Below are 15,809 nucleotides of genomic sequence, written 5' to 3'. Positions count from 1 at the left end.
GGAGGACGGGCACCCTAAGTTGCATCTCAGATGCAACTTACCTACGCTGCCGCCATGCGGCTGACGCGATTCACAGACGTGGCGCTCCGGGTGCTGATGCGCCTGACCGTCACGGCGGAGGACGACGACCCTCCGACCACCCGCGAGGTCGCGGCCACCATGCAGGTGCCCTACACCCACGCGGCGAAGGTCGTCGCCCGCCTCCAGCATCTCGGACTGGTGGACGCGCGGCGGGGCCGGGGAGGGGGCCTCTCCCTCACGGCCGCCGGGTGGTCGGCATCGATCGGCACCCTGGTCAGACAGCTGGAGGGCCCGGGCGAGGTCGTCGAGTGCGAGGGCGGGACCCCGTGCCCCCTGCGTTCGGCCTGCCGCCTCCGCTCCGCGCTGCGCCAGGCCGAAGAGGCGTTCTACGCCTCGCTCGACCCGCTGACGGTCGGCGATCTCGTCTCCTCCCCCACCGGACCACTGCTGCTCGGCATCAGCCGAGGCCGTCCGGCTCCCGGCTGAGCCACCCGCGCCGCGCCCCCGCACGCACGCCGTGCGAAGGCGGGCCACCCCCGCCCAAAAATACGCATCAAATATACCAATTAACTGGCCCTCAGTGGCCCGTCACCGCACCCCGAGGAGTCAACCGATGCTCTCCGAGACGTCGACCGCCACCGTCCGCGCCACGCTCCCCGCCGTGGGAGCAGCCATCGGGGACATCACGGACCTCTTCTACCGGAACCTGTTCGAGGCCCACCCGGAGCTGCTCCGGGACCTGTTCAACCGGAGCAACCAGGCCTCCGGCGCACAGCGTCAGGCGCTCGCCGGGTCCATCGCCGCCTTCGCCACCCAGCTCGTCGAAAACCCGGGAACACGACCTGACGTGATGCTGGGCCGCATCGCCAACAAGCACGCCTCGCTGGGGATCACGGCACCGCAGTACACGATCGTGCACACCCACCTCTTCGGCGCCATCGCCGAGGTGCTCGGCGACGCCGTCACCCCCGAGGTCGCCGCGGCCTGGGACGAGGTCTACTGGCTCATGGCCAACGCCCTGATCGCCCTCGAGGAACGGCTCTACGCACAGCGGGGCGTCACCGCGGGCGACGTGTGGCGCGAGTGGACGGTGGCCTCCCGCATCGAGGAGACCTCCGATGTGGCGACCTTCCGGATCACCCCTGCCGACGGCGCGTCCGCCCCCGCCTTCCGGCCGGGCCAGTACGTCTCCGTCCAGGTGGAACTTCCCGACGGCGCGCGCCAGATACGCCAGTACAGCCTCACGGGCGCGCCCGGCCCCGAGTGCCGCTCCTTCTCCGTCAAGCGGGTACGGGGTGCGGGCACCCCGGAGGGCGAGGTCTCCGCACACCTGCACGCGCGGCTGCGCCCGGGGGACCGGCTGCGCGTCTCCGCGCCGTACGGCGACCTGGTGCTCGACGGTTCCGGCGCCCCGCTGCTCCTCGCCTCCGCAGGCATCGGATGCACCCCGATCCTCTCGATGCTGGAGCACCTCTCGAAGGAGGGGCACCCTTCACCCGTCACCGTGGTGCACGGTGACAGGTCGCCGGCCGACCACGCGCTGCGCACGGATCACGCGGCACTCACCGGCAAGCTCCCCGACGCCTCCGCCCACTTCTGGTACGAGGACCCGGAGCCCGGACACCCGGCGGAGCGCACCGGCACGGTCGACCTGAGCGGCCTTCCGCTCGCTCCCGGCACCCAGGCCTACCTCTGCGGCCCGCTGCCCTTCATGCGCGCGGTCCGTTCACAGCTCCTCGAGAAGGGGGTCGCGGCGGCCGACATCCACTACGAGGTGTTCGGACCCGATCTGTGGCTCGCCCAGGACTGAGCACGGCCCGTCCGGGCACTCGCGGACTGTCCGGATCAAATCGCACACGGCGCGAACGGCGCTCGAACAGGTTTGCCGGAGCATCGCGTTCCGGTACAAGCGCTGTACGGGGACCGCGCTCCCCGCGAGCAAAGGAGTCGGCCATGTCCTCACCGATGTCCGCCAGCAACTTCCTCAAGGCCCTGAAGAACGAGGGGCTCACCGTCGTGCAGGTCGGCGAGTGGCGCACGCACAACCGCAACCACAAGGGCCCCTGGGGGCCGGTGCACGGCGTGATGCTCCACCACACCGTCACGAAGGGCACCGCCCGCACCGTCGAGATCTGCCGCGACGGCTATGCGGGGCTGCCGGGCCCGCTCTGCCACGGGGTGATCGCCAAGGACGGCCGGGTCCACCTGGTCGGATACGGCCGCGCCAACCACGCGGGGCTCGGCGACGACGACGTCCTGCGCGCCGTCGTCGCCGAGAAGCGCCTGCCGTCGGACAACGAGTCCAACACCGACGGGAACCGCCACTTCTACGGATTCGAGTGCGAGAACCTCGGCGACGGGAAGGACCCCTGGCCCGCCGTCCAGCTCGAAGCCGTGGAGAAGGCCGCCGCGGCGGTCTGCCGCTTCCACGGCTGGGACGCCCCCTCGGTCATCGGCCACCGGGAGTGGCAGCCGGGGAAGGTCGACCCACGCGGCTTCTCGATGACCGGTATGCGCAACCGTATCCACGACCGGCTGAAGTAGGGCATCACGGGGCGGCACACAATGAAGGCATGGACGAAGAAGCGCCCGGCCCCTCCCGGCTGCAGCCGGTACTCCCGTCACCCCTGCAGCCGGCCGGGGACGAGCGCTTCGCGCGGCACGGTGTGACCCTGCTGCTCAAACGCGACGATCTGATCCACCCGGACCTGCCGGGCAACAAGTGGCGCAAACTCGCCCCCAATCTCCGGGCCGCCGCAGGCCGCACCGTGCTGACCTTCGGCGGCGCCTACTCGAACCACCTCCGCGCCACCGCCGCAGCCGGACGCCTGCTGGGCTTCCCGACCGTCGGGGTCGTACGGGGCGACGAGCTGGCCCACCGGCCGCTGAACCCCTCCCTCGCCCAGTGCGCCGCCGACGGCATGCGTCTGCACTTCCTGGACCGCGCGGCCTACCGCGCGAAGACCGCTCCCCGGGTCCTGGAGGACCTGCTGAGCCGCTTCGGGGAGTGCCTGGTCATCCCGGAGGGCGGCAGCAACGCGCTCGCCGCACAGGGCTGCGCGGAGCTCGGCCGCGAACTGCGCGACCGGGCCGGCACGGTCGCGGTCGCCTGCGGCACCGGCGGCACCCTGGCGGGGCTCGCCGCCGGGCTCGGCCCCGGGCAGCGCGCCCTGGGCATCCCGGTCCTCCGCGGCGGCTTCCTCGGAGAAACGGTGCGCGGGCTGCAACGGGAGGCGTTCGGCGCGCCCGCCGGGCGGTGGTCCCTGGACGAGCGCTTCCACTTCGGCGGATACGCCCGGACCACTCCGGAGCTGCACGCCTTCGCGGACGACTTCGAGGACCGGCACGGCCTGGCCGTCGAACGGCTCTATGTGGCCAAACTCCTGTACGGGCTGACCGTGCTGGCCGGGGAGGGCGCCTTCGCCCCGGGGACCACGCTCACCGCGGTCGTCACCGGCCGGCCCCGGGGCGGCCGGGACGCCGGTCACACGCCGTCCGACTCGCGGTAGGCGGCGGCCTCCTCCAGGTCCAGCCGCCGCAGCAGGGCCCGCAGCATCTCGTCGTCGATCCGCCGCTCGTCCCGGAGCCGTACGAACACCTCACGCTCGGCGGCGATCATGTCCCTGGCCAGCCGCCGGTAGGTGTCGTCCGCCGACTCCCCGGTGACGGGGTTGGCCGCGCCGAGCCGTTCCCACACGGCGTTGCGGCGCCGCTCCATGACGGCGCGCAGCCGCTGGGCCAGAGGTCCGGGCAGCGCGTTGCGCGGGTCGGCCAGCAAAACCTCGAGGCGCGCGTCCGCAGCGGCGGACGCCTCGCTCTGCGCCTGCGCCTCGGCCAGCGTCTCGGCGCGCTCACTGCGTCCGGGCAGCTTCAGCACGCGCACCAGGAGGGGCAGGCTGAGTCCCTGGACGACCAGCGTCCCGATGACGGTGGTGAAGGTCAGGAACAGGACGAGGTTGCGCGCGGGGAAGTCCGCCCCGTCATGCGTGACCATCGGGATGGAGAAGGCGATGGCCAGCGAGACCACGCCCCTCATCCCGGCCCACCCGACGATCAGGGACGAGGTCCAGGGCGGCACCCCCTCGCGCTCCCTGACGCGCCGGGACAGCAGGGGCGGCAGGTAGCTCGCCGGGTACACCCAGACGAACCGCACCACGACCACGGCCAGGAAGACGAGGACCGCGTATCCGAAGGCCTCCGCCACGCCGTAGGAGCCCAGCCCCCGGAGCACGAAGGGCAGCTGCAGCCCGATGAGCGCGAAGACCGCGGACTCCAGGACGAACGCCACCATCTTCCAGACGGCCGCCTCCTGGAGCCGTGTCGCGAAGTCGACCTGCCAGGAGCGGTGCCCCAGGTAGAGGGCGACGACGACCACGGCCAGCACACCGGAGGCGTGCACCCGCTCCGCCGCCGCGTAGGCGACGAAGGGGATCAGCAGCGAGAGGGTGTTCTGGAGCAGCGCCTCCTTGAGATGCGTACGCAGCCAGTGCAGCGGCACCATCAGCAGCAGGCCGACACCGATGCCGCCGACGGACGCCAGCACGAACTCCCCGGCCCCGGCGCCCCAGCTGACGCCCTCGCCGACGGCCGCCGCGAGGGCCACCTTGAACGCGGTGATCGCGGTGGCGTCGTTCACCAGGGACTCGCCCTGAAGAATGGTGGTGACCCGGGCGGGCAGGCCCACCCTGCGGGCGATCGCCGCGGCCGTGACGGCGTCCGGCGGGGCGACCACCGCGCCGAGCACCAGCGCGGCGGTGAGGGGCAGGCCAGGCACCAGGAGGTAGGCCAGCCATCCCACGGCGACCGTCGCGAAGAGCACGTACCCCACGGAGAGCAGGGCGACCGGCCGCAGGTTGGCCCGCAGATCGAGGTACGAGCTGTCGACCGCCGCCGTGTACAGCAACGGCGGGAGCAGCAGGGGCAGCACGATGTGCGCGTCCAGGGTGTAGCTCGGCACCCCGGGCAGGTACGAGGCCAGCAGTCCGGCGGCGACCAGCAGCAGCGGTGCCGGCACCGGTGTGCGCCGGGCGGCCCCCGCGACCGCCGCGCTTGCCGCGACGAGCGCCACCAGCGGCAATGCGTCCATCTCACTGTCCTCACATCCGACGTAACGTTGCCATCATGAGTGAGTGCCTCCACGTATCCGAACTGCCGCGCCCCGAGCCCGCCCCGCTCGGCGACACCTGTCCGGAATGCCTTGCCGCCGGTACCCATCCCGTCCAGCTGCGGCTCTGCCTGCTCTGCGGACACGTCGGCTGCTGCGATTCCTCGCCCCTGAAGCACGCGACGGCGCACTTCGAGGCGACCGGTCATGCGGTGATGCGCAGCTTCGAGTGCACGGAGAGCTGGCGCTGGTGCTTCGTGGACGGTTCGATCGTCTGACGTCTGGGTACGTCAAACCGGCGCCGGTTCTTCGCAATTGACCGCCGCAGACCCCTAGCCACTGTGCGTACTCATGTGCCTACCATGAGTAATCGCGGGGCTGCGGTCTCGGCGACACGGCATCATGGGTCGCGACAGCGTCGCCGAACCACAGGACCGACGACCGACCGCACGGCCCCGGGCACTCGTCCCGGAGCCCCGAACGACTTTGTGCCACCTTGGAGGTGAGGGTGTCCCAGATCGCAGGCGAGCCCGGGAACCAGGACTTCGTAGAGGTCCGGCTTCCCGCTGCGGGTGCCTATCTGTCGGTGCTGCGTACGGCCACGGCCGGCCTCGCAGCGCGCTTGGACTTCACTCTCGACGAGATCGAGGATCTTCGCATCGCGGTCGACGAGGCCTGCGCGATCCTGCTCCAGCAGGCCGTGCCGGGTTCCGTCCTCAGCTGCGTCTTCCGGCTGGTCGGCGATTCCCTCGAGGTGACCGTCTCGGCTCCCACGACGGACGGCCGCGCCCCCGAGCGCGACACCTTCGCCTGGACGGTGCTCTCCGCGCTGGCCGGCAAGGTCGACTCCACGGTCGCCGACGACCGTACGGTCAGCATCAGCCTCTACAAACAGCGCGGCGCGGGACCCGGGCCGGCGTGAGCGACGGGAACGGGGACGGTCCTGTGCGGGACGAGACGATCCGGTCCGGGGCGATGCGCCCGGCAGCCCTCCCGGAGCAGCAGGCCCGGCCGCATCCGGAAGGCGGGGCGGGCGGCGGCGCGGACGACGTGCGGACCCCTCCCGCCACGGCGGAGCAGGCGCGGGCGGAGCGGGCGGGCCAGATGAGCGAGCACGGTCACCACGACCCACGCGACCGCAGCGGGGCGCGGGCGCTCTTCATCGAGCTCCGGGGACTTCCCGACGGCTCGGCGGAGAAGGCGGAGCTGCGCAACCGGCTGGTGCGGATGCATCTGCCGCTCGTGGAGCACCTGGCCCGCAGGTTCCGCAACCGCGGTGAGCCGCTGGACGACCTCACGCAGGTCGCCACGATCGGGCTGATCAAGTCGGTGGACCGGTTCGACCCGGACCGCGGGGTCGAGTTCTCGACGTACGCGACCCCCACGGTCGTCGGTGAGATCAAGCGGCACTTCCGGGACAAGGGCTGGGCCGTGCGTGTCCCGCGGCGCCTCCAGGAGCTGCGGCTGTCGCTGACCACGGCCACCGCGGAGCTCTCCCAGCAGCACGGCCGCTCCCCCACCGTGCACGAGCTGGCGGAGCGCCTGGGCATCTCCGAGGAGGAGGTCCTGGAGGGGCTCGAATCGGCCAATGCCTACAGCACGCTCTCACTGGACGTCCCGGACACGGACGACGAGTCACCGGCTGTCGCGGACACGCTGGGCTCCGAGGACGAGGCGCTGGAGGGTGTCGAGTACCGCGAGTCGCTCAAGCCGCTGCTGGAGGACCTCCCGCCACGGGAGAAGCGGATCCTGCTGCTGCGCTTCTTCGGCAACATGACCCAGTCGCAGATCGCGCAGGAGGTCGGCATCTCCCAGATGCACGTCTCCCGCCTCCTGGCCCGCACGCTGGCCCAGCTGCGCGAGCGGCTGCTCGTCGAGGAGTAGCCGGACGGGAGCGGTGCGCGGGGGCGGTCAGGCGTCGGGGGTCGTCCGCGGCCCCCGGATACCCAGCGCCTGTGTGGTCGCCGGGTTGAGCAGGAGCACGAGGGCCGTCACGGCGACCGCGGCGAGCACGATGCCCGCGGGGATCAGGGCGCCCTGTGCCCGCAGCAGCGTCCAGGCCACCGGCAGCGCCATGAGCTGTGTGATCAGCGCGGGTCCCCGGCTCCAGCTCCGTCGCCGCAGCAGCCCACGGGCGGCGAACAAGGGGATGAGGCCGAGCGCCACCAGGGTGAGCCCGCCCATCTCGGCCTGCTGGAGGCTGTCGGGCCGGCCGAACAGCCCTACGGCCAGCATGTAGATCCCGCCGAGGGCGAGTGCCGCGCCTTCGAGCGCGTTGAGTGCGGCCAGGGCAGCGATCCGGCCCGGCTTCTCCGAGCCGGCCCCGGGCGACGGGGAGGGCGCGTTCTGCTGAGTGCTCACATCCTTCAGGTTCGCATCCCGGACCGCCGGACGCGAAGCCGGGGCGGCGAGCCGTCCGGGAAGGCCGCACCGGAAGGCCGGTCACGCTGAGTGATCACCCGAGGACCCGGGGGATCGGGGATGCGGGGCGGTACCGCGCGGTAGGTACCCTGGCGGGCATGCGCGCACTTCTCGTGGTCAATCCAGCTGCCACCACTACCAGTGCGCGGACCCGCGACGTACTGATCCACGCCCTGGCGAGCGAGATGAAGCTCGAGGCCGTGACCACGGAGTACCGCGGGCACGCCCGGGACCTGGGGCGCCGGGCCGCCGACACCGACGACATAGACCTGGTGGTCGCCCTCGGGGGCGACGGCACGGTGAACGAAGTGGTCAACGGGCTGCTGCACAGGGGCCCCGACCCCGAGGGCCTGCCGAGCCTGGCCGTGGTCCCCGGCGGTTCCACCAACGTCTTCGCCCGGGCGCTCGGCATCCCCAACGACGCCGTGGAGGCGACGGGCGCCATCCTGGACGCCCTCGCGGACCGCAGCGAACGCACCGTGGGCCTCGGCCTCGCGGCCGGCACCCCCGGTACGGCCGACGAGGCCGTACCCGAACGCTGGTTCACGTTCTGCGCCGGGCTCGGTTTCGACGCGAGCGTCCTCGGCCGGGTCGAACAGCAGCGTGAACGCGGCAAACGGTCGACCCACCCGCTGTACGTACGCCAGGTGGTCCGGCAGTTCATGGAGGACCCGCACCGGCGCAACGGCCTGATCACCCTGGACGTCCCCGGGCAGGACCCCGTCACGGGCCTCGCGCTGTCCATCATCTGCAACACCGCACCCTGGACCTACCTGGGGAATCGTCCGATGTACGCCGCTCCCAGAGCTTCGTTCGACACCGGCCTGGACATCCTCGGACTGAAGCGCCTCACCACCGCCGCGGTGACCCGGTACGCCACTCAGCTGCTCACTTCGAGCCCGGAGAGAGGCCCGCACGGCAAGCACGCGGTGTCCCTGCACGACCTCACGGACTTCACCTTGCATTCAAAGGCGCCACTGCCCTTCCAGATGGACGGTGACCACCTGGGGCTGCGTACGAGCGTGACGTTCACAGGCGTACGCCGTGCACTGCGTGTGATTGTGTGAGTCGAAGGGGCGAAAGTCCTTTAACTCGAACGTTTGGGCTGGCCCCCACCCCTTAGAAGTACGGCTGTGACCTAGTCGACACCGAGGAATCAAAAAAAACTTTCCAGAAGGGGTTGTATCCGCTGCCGAGGTTTGGGAATCTCTACATGGCGATCGGGACGGCCCGCAGCATCGGCCTCCACTGAGAGCCAGAACCCCTCCTCACCACAACAGGACCACATCCAGCTCATCTGGGCGTCGGACCTTCGTCTGCGGGGGGATTCGTGAAAGCGTTCACATTCACAAGCACCAGCATGTAATACCAAGGAGAGGTAGCAGCCATGGACTGGCGTCACAACGCCGTTTGTCGTGAGGAAGACCCCGAGCTGTTCTTCCCCATCGGCAACACCGGTCCTGCGCTGCTGCAGATCGAGGAAGCCAAGGCCGTCTGCCGTCGCTGCCCCGTCATGGAGCAGTGCCTGCAGTGGGCGCTCGAGTCCGGCCAGGACTCCGGCGTCTGGGGTGGCCTCAGCGAGGACGAGCGCCGCGCAATGAAGCGCCGCGCCGCTCGCAACCGGGCGCGTAACGCCAGCGCCTGACCGACGCCCCCCACCAGCCTCAGCCCGGCGGCGCGTACAGAGCGTACGCACAGCCCCGCCTTCGAGTCGCAGCGCGCAGTACCCCCGAAGCGCATCGCACCGTGAGCACCACGCAGTGGGCCCGGACCGTCACCACGGTCCGGGCCCACTGCTGTGCGGTGACGGCGGAGCCGTCGTACCGTTCCGTCCGCTACTTGTCGCTCCGCACCGGGAGGTCGAGCACCACCTGGGTGCCGCGCACCGGGGCCGGGACCATGCCGAACGTGCCTCCCAGCTCACCCTCCACGAGCGTCCGCACGATCTGGAGTCCCAGATTTCCGGCCCGCTGGGGATCGAACCCCTCGGGCAGCCCGCGCCCGTCGTCCGTCACGGTGATCAGCAGCCGGCCGTCGGCGGGGGAGCCGCCGCGCACCGCGGACACCTCCACCGTGCCGTGCTCCGCCACGGTGAACGCGTGTTCCAGTGCGTTCTGCAACACCTCGGTGAGCACCATCGAGAGCGGGGTCGCCACCTCCGCGTCCAGAATCCCGAAGCGCCCCGTGCGCCGGCAGGTGACCTTGCCGGGCGAGATCTCGGCGACCATCGCGATCACCCGGTCGGCGATCTCGTCGAACTCGACCCGCTCGTCCAGGTTCTGGGACAGCGTCTCATGGACGATGGCGATCGAACCGACGCGCCGCACAGCCTCGTTGAGCGCCTCACGGCCCCGCTCCGAGTCCATCCGGCGGGCCTGGAGGCGCAACAGGGCGGCCACCGTCTGGAGGTTGTTCTTCACCCGGTGGTGGATCTCCCGGATGGTGGCGTCCTTCGTGATCAGTTCACGTTCGCGGCGCCGCAGTTCCGTCACGTCGCGGAGGAGCACCAGCGAACCGATCCGCACCCCCTTGGGCTTGAGCGGGATCGCGCGCAGCTGGATGACCCCGCCGGCGCCCTCGACCTCGAACTCCCGGGGTGCGTAGCCGCTCGCCACCTTGACCAGGGCCTCGTCCACCGGGCCGCGCGAGGGCGCGAGTTCCGCCGTCGTCGCACCGAGGTTGTGGCCGACCAGGTCGGAGGCGAGACCGAGCCGGTGGTAGGCGGAGAGGCCGTTGGGGCTGGCGTACTGCACCACACCGTCGGCGTCGAGCCTGATCAGCCCGTCGCCGACGCGCGGCGACGCGTCCATGTCGACCTGCTGGCCGGGGAAGGGGAAGGACCCCGCGGCGATCATCTGGGCCAGGTCGGAGGCGGACTGGAGGTAGGTGAGCTCCAGCCGGGAAGGCGTGCGGACGGTGAGGAGGTTGGTGTTGCGGGCGATGACCCCGAGGACCCGGCCCTCCCTCCGCACGGGGATCGACTCGACCCGGACGGGGACCTCCTCCCGCCACTCCGGGTCCCCCTCACGCACGATGCGCCCCTCGTCCAGGGCGGCGTCGAGCAACGGCCGGCGGCCTCGCGGCACGAGATGGCCGACCATGTCGTCCTGGTACGAGGTGGGGCCGGTGTTGGGCCGCATCTGCGCGACGGACACGTAGCGGGTCCCGTCGCGGGTCGGTACCCACAGGACGAGGTCGGCGAAGGAGAGGTCGGAGAGCAGTTGCCACTCCGAGACCAGCAGATGAAGCCACTCGAGGTCGGTGTCACTCAGGGCTGTGTGCTGGCGGACGAGGTCGTTCATGGAGGGCACAGATGCGAGCGTACCTGTGGAGGAGAGGTGGATCCGAACCGATCGGCCCGCGGATACGTGACACTGTGAGGGGACGGGCCCGGACGGAAGAATGTCGGCGCCCATGGATGGACAGGGCCTATTGGTCTAGTCCACAATGCACCACGCAGGGATACGACAGGCTGGACGAGTCCCCTGCGCGAAGAAGACCTCCGCTCTCCCCGCACAGGAGAGCGGACCGAGGTACCCGGCGCTCTCTGCCCTGACCGCGCCGGTACCTCCAGTGGCCGGAGGCACCGCACACCGCCGGCCAGGTAGCTCCGGGCTGCGGTGCCGGACGGGCTGAGGGTCCCGTCCCGGCGCCGCGGCCCGCGGGTGTTTCCGGGGCCACGGCCCTGCGGACCGGGGGTCACCCCCTCGCCGGCCGACCGCGTTCGCCTCGCGCACGGGTGCGCCTCCCCCTTCACCGACAGACCCGTCCGCCGACAGGGCGACAAGCCATGACGCACACGCGACCGGTTCACCTCCGGGCCGCGTCATTCTGCTAGATTGGGGCACACAATTGGTCTATACCACATGACGCCACTCTCCAGATCGGCAGGCACAGCGTGGAAGTTGTCATCGTCCCGGACGCCACGGCAGGCGGCGAACTCATCGCGGAGGCCATCGCGGCACTGCTGAGCCGCAAGCCCGACGCCCTGCTCGGCGTTGCCACCGGCTCCACCCCGCTGCCCGTCTACCGGGCGCTGACCGCCAAGGTCCGCTCCGGCGCCGTCGACGCCTCGCGCGCCCGCATCTGCCAGCTCGACGAGTACGTCGGGCTGCCCGCCGGCCACCCCGAGTCGTACCGCTCGGTCGTGCTGCGTGAGGTCGTCGAGCCGCTCGGTCTGTCCGAGGAGTCCTTCATGGGCCCGGACGGCACCGCCGAGGACGTGCAGGCGGCCTGCGAGGCGTACGACAGGGCGCTCACCGAGGCGGGCGGCGTGGACCTCCAGTTGCTCGGCATCGGCACCGACGGACACATCGGCTTCAACGAACCGTGTTCCTCACTCGCCTCCCGCACCCGCATCAAGACGCTGACCGAGCAGACGCGGATCGACAACGCGCGCTTCTTCGAGGACGACATCGAGCAGGTGCCCCGCCATGTCATCACGCAGGGTATCGGCACGATCCTGGAGGCCCGCCACCCGATCCTGCTGGCCACCGGCGAGGGCAAGGCCGACGCGGTGGCCCTGACGGTCGAGGGGCCGGTCGCCTCGGTCGTGCCCGCGTCGGCGCTGCAGCTGCACCAGCACGCCACGGTGGTGGTCGACGAGGCGGCGGCCTCCAAGCTGAAGCTGGCGGACTACTTCCGCGCCACCTATGCGGCGAAGCCGCGGTGGCAGGGCCTGTAGGGCTCCACGCGCGTGAGGGCCGGGCCACCCGTCACGGTGGCCCGGCCCTCACGTGTGACCCGTCCGGGGCTCAGCCACGCGTGCCCGTGATCGCCTCCGCGGCAGCCACGCCGCACACCCGCGCCGCGCCGTGCGTGGCGATGTGCAGCGCTCCCCGGGGCGGCGCCTCGGGCAGGCCCATCTCGACCACGATCGTGTCGGGCCGCGCCGCCAGCACCGTGTCCAGCGCGTCGCTCATCCACGCGTGCCGGTGGGCGTCACGGACGACGGCGACGATGCGCCGCTCCCCCGCCGCCTCGAGCACCCCGTCGGCCGGCGACGTGCTCCCGCCGCTGTAGGTGCCCGTCTCCGTGCCGGGCAGGATCCGGGCCAGCTCGGCCGCGACTCCCCACGGGGTCTCGTCACCGACCGCGATGTTGGCGACCGGGGTGAGCGCGGCGACGTACGCCGGCGTACGCAGCGGTTCGGCGGTGCCCGTGACCCTGACGGCCCTGCGGGCCGCCACCAGTCCGACGCCGGCTCCGGCGCCGGGCGCGGTCCCCTCCTGCATGTCCGCGCCCGGCTCCGGGGCTGCCCCCCTCGCCCTCTGCGTCCAGGACGCGAGGGCCCGTACACGTGCGGCCGCGTCGGCCAGCCGCTCCTCGGGCAGTTCTCCGGCCCGCACCGCCGCCACCAGCGCGTCGCGCAGCCGCAGCACGGTCTCCTCGTCGGCCAGCCCGCCGCCGACGCAGATGGCGTCGGCGCCCGCGGCGATCGCGAGGACGGATCCGCGCTCGATGCCGTACGTGCCGGCGATGGCGTCCATCTCCATGCCGTCGGTGACGATCAGCCCGTCGTAGCCCATCTCCTGGCGCAGCAGTCCGGTGAGGATCAGCGGGCTCAGGGTCGCGGGCCGGGTCGGGTCGAGTGCGGGAAGCAGGATATGTGCACTCATCACTGATTTGGAACCCGCTGCGATGGCCGCCCGGAAAGGCACCAGCTCACGGGCGTGCAGGGTGTCCAGATCCACATCGATGCGGGGCATCGAGTGGTGCGAGTCGACTGCCGTGTCACCGTGGCCCGGGAAGTGCTTGGTGCAGGCGGCGACGCCCGCGGCCTGCATGCCCTCCACGTACGCGGCCGTGTGGCGGGCGACGAGGGCGGTGTCGGCGCCGAAGGACCGTACGCCGATGACCGGGTTGCCCGGGTTGGAGTTGACGTCCGCGGACGGCGCCCAGTTGAGGTTGACCCCGCACTCGGCCAGCCGGCGGCCGAGCTCCCGGGCGACGGCCCTGGTCAGGTCCACGTCGTCGACGGAGCCGAGAGCGAGGTTTCCGGGGAAGGACGAGCCGCTGCGGACCTCCAGCCGGGTGACGTCGCCGCCCTCCTCGTCGATGGCGACCAGTACGTCGTCGCGCTCGGCCCGCAGCCGGGCGGTGAGCGCCGCGAGCTGCTCGGGCGAGTGGATGTTCCGGCCGAACAGTCCGACGGAGGTGAGGCCTTCGCCGACCCTGCGCAGAAGCCAGTCCGGGGCGCTCGTGCCGGTGAAGCCGGGTTGGAGGACGGCGAGCGCGTCACGGGTGACGGTGTCCGTGGTGGATACGAGAGTGGTCATGGAAGCCGCACTATCCCTTCACGGCGCCGGAGGTGAGCCCCGTGGCCATCTTCCCCTGGATGATCATGAAGAAGATGACGACCGGGATGGAGATGAGCGTGGAGGCCGCCATCAGCGCGCCGTAGTCCGTGCCGCGTTCCGTGGTGAACGTCATCAGCCACACGTTGAGCGTGTACTTGGAGTTGTCGTTGATCAGGATGTACGCGAAGAGGTACTCGTTCCACGCGTTGACCAGGGCGAAGATGGACGCAGCCGCGAGCCCCGGCGCCAGCAGCGGGAAGATGACCCGGCGGAACGCCCCCATGCGGGTACAGCCGTCCACCATCGCGGACTCCTCGAGCTCCACGGGGATGTTGATCACGAACCCGCGGATCATGATGGTCGCGAAGGGCAGCGTGGAGACCAGGTAGACGACGATGAGTCCCCAGTACTCGTCGATGCCTCCCATCGCGTTGAGCTGGAGGTAGATCGGGATGAGCATCGCGGTCGGCGGAAGCATCTGCACGAGGATCATGACCATCATCAGCGCCTTCCGCCCGAAGAAGCGGAAGCGCCCGATGGCGAGCGCCGCAAGGGTGGCGATGATCATTCCGCCGAGGACGGCCGTGACCGAGACGATGAGGCTCGACTGGATCGCCGTCGCGAAGTTGTCCTGCTTCACGGCGCGCGCGAAGTTGTCGAAGGTCAGGGAGGACGGCCACAGGGTCTGGTCGTAGGACCTGATCTCGTGGTTGGGGCGCAGCGAGCTGACGATCAGCCAGTAGACGGGGAAGGCCATGAGCGCGGCCGTGACCAGCGCCAGGATGTTGTAGCCGAGGCGGTTCCTCCTGCGGTCGGGCCGCAGGACCTGGGCCGGTGCGTTCGTGGGTGCGGAGGCGCTCATTCGACCTCTCCCGTCTTGATCAGCTGGCGCAGGTAGTACACGGCGACGCCGGAGAGCATCAGCACGGTGATCAGTGCGATCGCGCTGCCCTGGCTGAACGAGGTGGACTCGAACGCCTTGGAGAAGGAGTAGAGGCCGAGGGTCTCGTACTCGGGCTCGGGCTTGTTGCCGCGCAGCAGCCAGATCTGGCCGAACACGTTGAAGTCCCAGATGACCGAGAGCGTGGCGACCATGGTGAACACCGGCTTGATGACGGGCCAGGTGACGAAGCGGTAGACGCCGAACGCGCTGGCTCCGTCGAGGGCCGCCGCCTCCTCCAGCTCCTTCGGGACCTGGGTGAGAGCCGCGTACATCGTGATCACGACGAACGGGATGGCGCCCCAGACCACCAGGAGCGTGATGATGCCGAAGCCCTGCCAGGGGTCGAGGAACCAGTTGTGGCCGAGCCACCGGTCCTCGTCGCCGGTGAGGTCGGCGAGCAGTGTGTTGATCAGGCCGTAGTCGGAGTCGGAGAGCCAGCGGAAGACCGACGCGGCGACCATGAGCGGCATCGACCAGGCGGCGATCAGCGCCACCGTGAGGACGATCCGCACCCAGGTGGAGACCCTCAGCATCATCAGGGCGATCAGCAGGCCGATGCCCATGGTCAGCACGACGCATATGGTCATGAAGACGACGGTCCGGCCGACGACCGACCAGAACTCCGGGTCGCCGAGGATGTTGGTGAACTGCTCGAAACCGACCCACGGGGTCTCGCCGTTGCCCCAGAGGGCCGCCCGCCCCAGGTCCTGGAAGGACATGATCACGGTCTTGATCAGCGGGTAGACGTAGACGGCGGCGATCGCCAGGATCGCCGGCAGGATCAGGAGGTAGGGGAGGAGTTCCCCCTTCTTCCGCCGCTTCTTCGGGCGTGGCCCGGCGGCTTCCTGCGCGGAGGGCGAGGTCCCGGTCTTCTCCGGGGCACGCGGTACGGGGACCGGTGGACCGGCGGCCTTGGTGTCGGCAGCAGTCACGTGACTGACCTTCCATCGGGATTCCGGGGGTCTGCACCCGGGAATCACGGCGTTTCTACCTGAGAAAAGGGAGGCGGGGGCCCGGTGTT

The 15,809-nt window shown here is 70.7% G+C and carries 16 protein-coding genes; 10 read left to right on the top strand and 6 right to left on the bottom strand.

Going from position 1 to position 15,809, the window contains the following annotated elements:
• The first annotated feature begins 54 nt into the window (after positions 1–54).
• The 4 genes from ACHFIV_RS04600 to ACHFIV_RS04585 all read left to right on the top strand — a co-directional run bounded on the left by ACHFIV_RS04600 (position 55) and on the right by ACHFIV_RS04585 (position 3,530).
• Positions 55–507, top strand: coding sequence for an RrF2 family transcriptional regulator (locus ACHFIV_RS04600; RefSeq protein WP_398963760.1), 453 nt, complete (start codon positions 55–57; stop codon positions 505–507).
• Positions 508–634: 127 nt separating this feature from the next.
• Positions 635–1,831: a globin domain-containing protein gene (locus ACHFIV_RS04595; RefSeq protein WP_398963758.1), complete on the top strand. Its 1,197-nt coding sequence runs from the start codon at positions 635–637 to the stop codon at positions 1,829–1,831.
• A gap of 143 nt (positions 1,832–1,974) precedes the next feature.
• Positions 1,975–2,565: an N-acetylmuramoyl-L-alanine amidase gene (locus tag ACHFIV_RS04590; protein ID WP_398963755.1), complete on the top strand. Its 591-nt coding sequence runs from the start codon at positions 1,975–1,977 to the stop codon at positions 2,563–2,565.
• Between the two features lie 29 nt (positions 2,566–2,594).
• Positions 2,595–3,530, top strand: coding sequence for a 1-aminocyclopropane-1-carboxylate deaminase/D-cysteine desulfhydrase (locus ACHFIV_RS04585; protein ID WP_398963752.1), 936 nt, complete (start codon positions 2,595–2,597; stop codon positions 3,528–3,530).
• Here the strand turns inward: ACHFIV_RS04585 and ACHFIV_RS04580 are convergent.
• Entirely contained in the window at positions 3,506–5,107 is a 1,602-nt protein-coding gene (locus ACHFIV_RS04580; protein WP_398963750.1) for a Na+/H+ antiporter, read from the bottom strand. The two genes, ACHFIV_RS04585 and ACHFIV_RS04580, sit on opposite strands and share 25 nt — an antisense overlap.
• Before the next feature lie 35 nt (positions 5,108–5,142).
• Between ACHFIV_RS04580 and ACHFIV_RS04575 the strand changes: the two genes are divergently transcribed.
• The 3 genes from ACHFIV_RS04575 to ACHFIV_RS04565 all read left to right on the top strand — a co-directional run bounded on the left by ACHFIV_RS04575 (position 5,143) and on the right by ACHFIV_RS04565 (position 7,009).
• Positions 5,143–5,403: a UBP-type zinc finger domain-containing protein gene (locus ACHFIV_RS04575; protein ID WP_398963749.1), complete on the top strand. Its 261-nt coding sequence runs from the start codon at positions 5,143–5,145 to the stop codon at positions 5,401–5,403.
• Between the two features lie 230 nt (positions 5,404–5,633).
• Positions 5,634–6,047, top strand: coding sequence for an ATP-binding protein (locus tag ACHFIV_RS04570; RefSeq protein ID WP_014154139.1), 414 nt, complete (start codon positions 5,634–5,636; stop codon positions 6,045–6,047).
• A 23-nt stretch (positions 6,048–6,070) separates the two neighbouring features.
• Positions 6,071–7,009 (top strand): RNA polymerase sigma factor SigF, encoded by a 939-nt coding sequence (locus tag ACHFIV_RS04565; protein WP_398964225.1) that lies wholly within the window; start codon positions 6,071–6,073, stop codon positions 7,007–7,009.
• A 27-nt stretch (positions 7,010–7,036) separates the two neighbouring features.
• Here the strand turns inward: ACHFIV_RS04565 and ACHFIV_RS04560 are convergent, their stop codons facing one another.
• Entirely contained in the window at positions 7,037–7,486 is a 450-nt protein-coding gene (locus tag ACHFIV_RS04560) for a hypothetical protein (protein ID WP_398963745.1), read from the bottom strand.
• A 158-nt stretch (positions 7,487–7,644) separates the two neighbouring features.
• Between ACHFIV_RS04560 and ACHFIV_RS04555 the strand changes: the two genes are divergently transcribed.
• Positions 7,645–8,613 (top strand): diacylglycerol/lipid kinase family protein, encoded by a 969-nt coding sequence (locus tag ACHFIV_RS04555; RefSeq protein WP_398963743.1) that lies wholly within the window; start codon positions 7,645–7,647, stop codon positions 8,611–8,613.
• 320 nt (positions 8,614–8,933) lie between these two features.
• Complete coding sequence (locus ACHFIV_RS04550; protein ID WP_003953983.1) at positions 8,934–9,191, top strand: WhiB family transcriptional regulator; 258 nt, start codon at positions 8,934–8,936, stop codon at positions 9,189–9,191.
• 190 nt (positions 9,192–9,381) lie between these two features.
• On the opposite strand, the gene ACHFIV_RS04545 is transcribed toward ACHFIV_RS04550, so the two are convergent.
• A complete protein-coding gene (locus ACHFIV_RS04545; protein ID WP_398964222.1) occupies positions 9,382–10,848 on the bottom strand; it encodes a sensor histidine kinase in 1,467 nt (488 codons plus the stop codon).
• A 596-nt stretch (positions 10,849–11,444) separates the two neighbouring features.
• Between ACHFIV_RS04545 and nagB the strand changes: the two genes are divergently transcribed.
• Positions 11,445–12,230, top strand: a complete 786-nt coding sequence (gene nagB / locus ACHFIV_RS04540; RefSeq protein WP_398963741.1) for a glucosamine-6-phosphate deaminase — start codon at positions 11,445–11,447, stop codon at positions 12,228–12,230.
• A gap of 70 nt (positions 12,231–12,300) precedes the next feature.
• Here nagB and ACHFIV_RS04535 read toward each other — a convergent pair whose 3' ends face one another.
• From ACHFIV_RS04535 to ACHFIV_RS04525, 3 genes are read right to left on the bottom strand one after another with little or no spacing between them, the layout of a single operon-like run.
• The gene (locus ACHFIV_RS04535; protein WP_398963738.1) at positions 12,301–13,824 is read right to left on the bottom strand and encodes a glycoside hydrolase family 3 protein; all 1,524 of its coding nucleotides are present in this window, start codon (positions 13,822–13,824) and stop codon (positions 12,301–12,303) included.
• 10 nt (positions 13,825–13,834) lie between these two features.
• Positions 13,835–14,707, bottom strand: a complete 873-nt coding sequence (locus ACHFIV_RS04530) for a carbohydrate ABC transporter permease (protein WP_398963735.1) — start codon at positions 14,705–14,707, stop codon at positions 13,835–13,837.
• Positions 14,704–15,720 carry a carbohydrate ABC transporter permease gene (locus ACHFIV_RS04525; RefSeq protein WP_398963732.1) on the bottom strand — a complete coding sequence of 339 codons (1,017 nt, stop codon included), beginning with the start codon at positions 15,718–15,720 and terminating at the stop codon, positions 14,704–14,706. Before ACHFIV_RS04525 ends, ACHFIV_RS04530 begins: the two co-directional genes overlap by 4 nt.
• Positions 15,721–15,809: the final 89 nt, after the last annotated feature.

Source organism: Streptomyces sp. ALB3 (genome assembly GCF_044385685.1).
GTDB lineage: Bacteria > Actinomycetota > Actinomycetes > Streptomycetales > Streptomycetaceae > Streptomyces.
The sequence above is the reverse complement of the archived record's forward strand: the minus strand, read 5'-3'. Positions and strand labels throughout refer to the sequence as shown.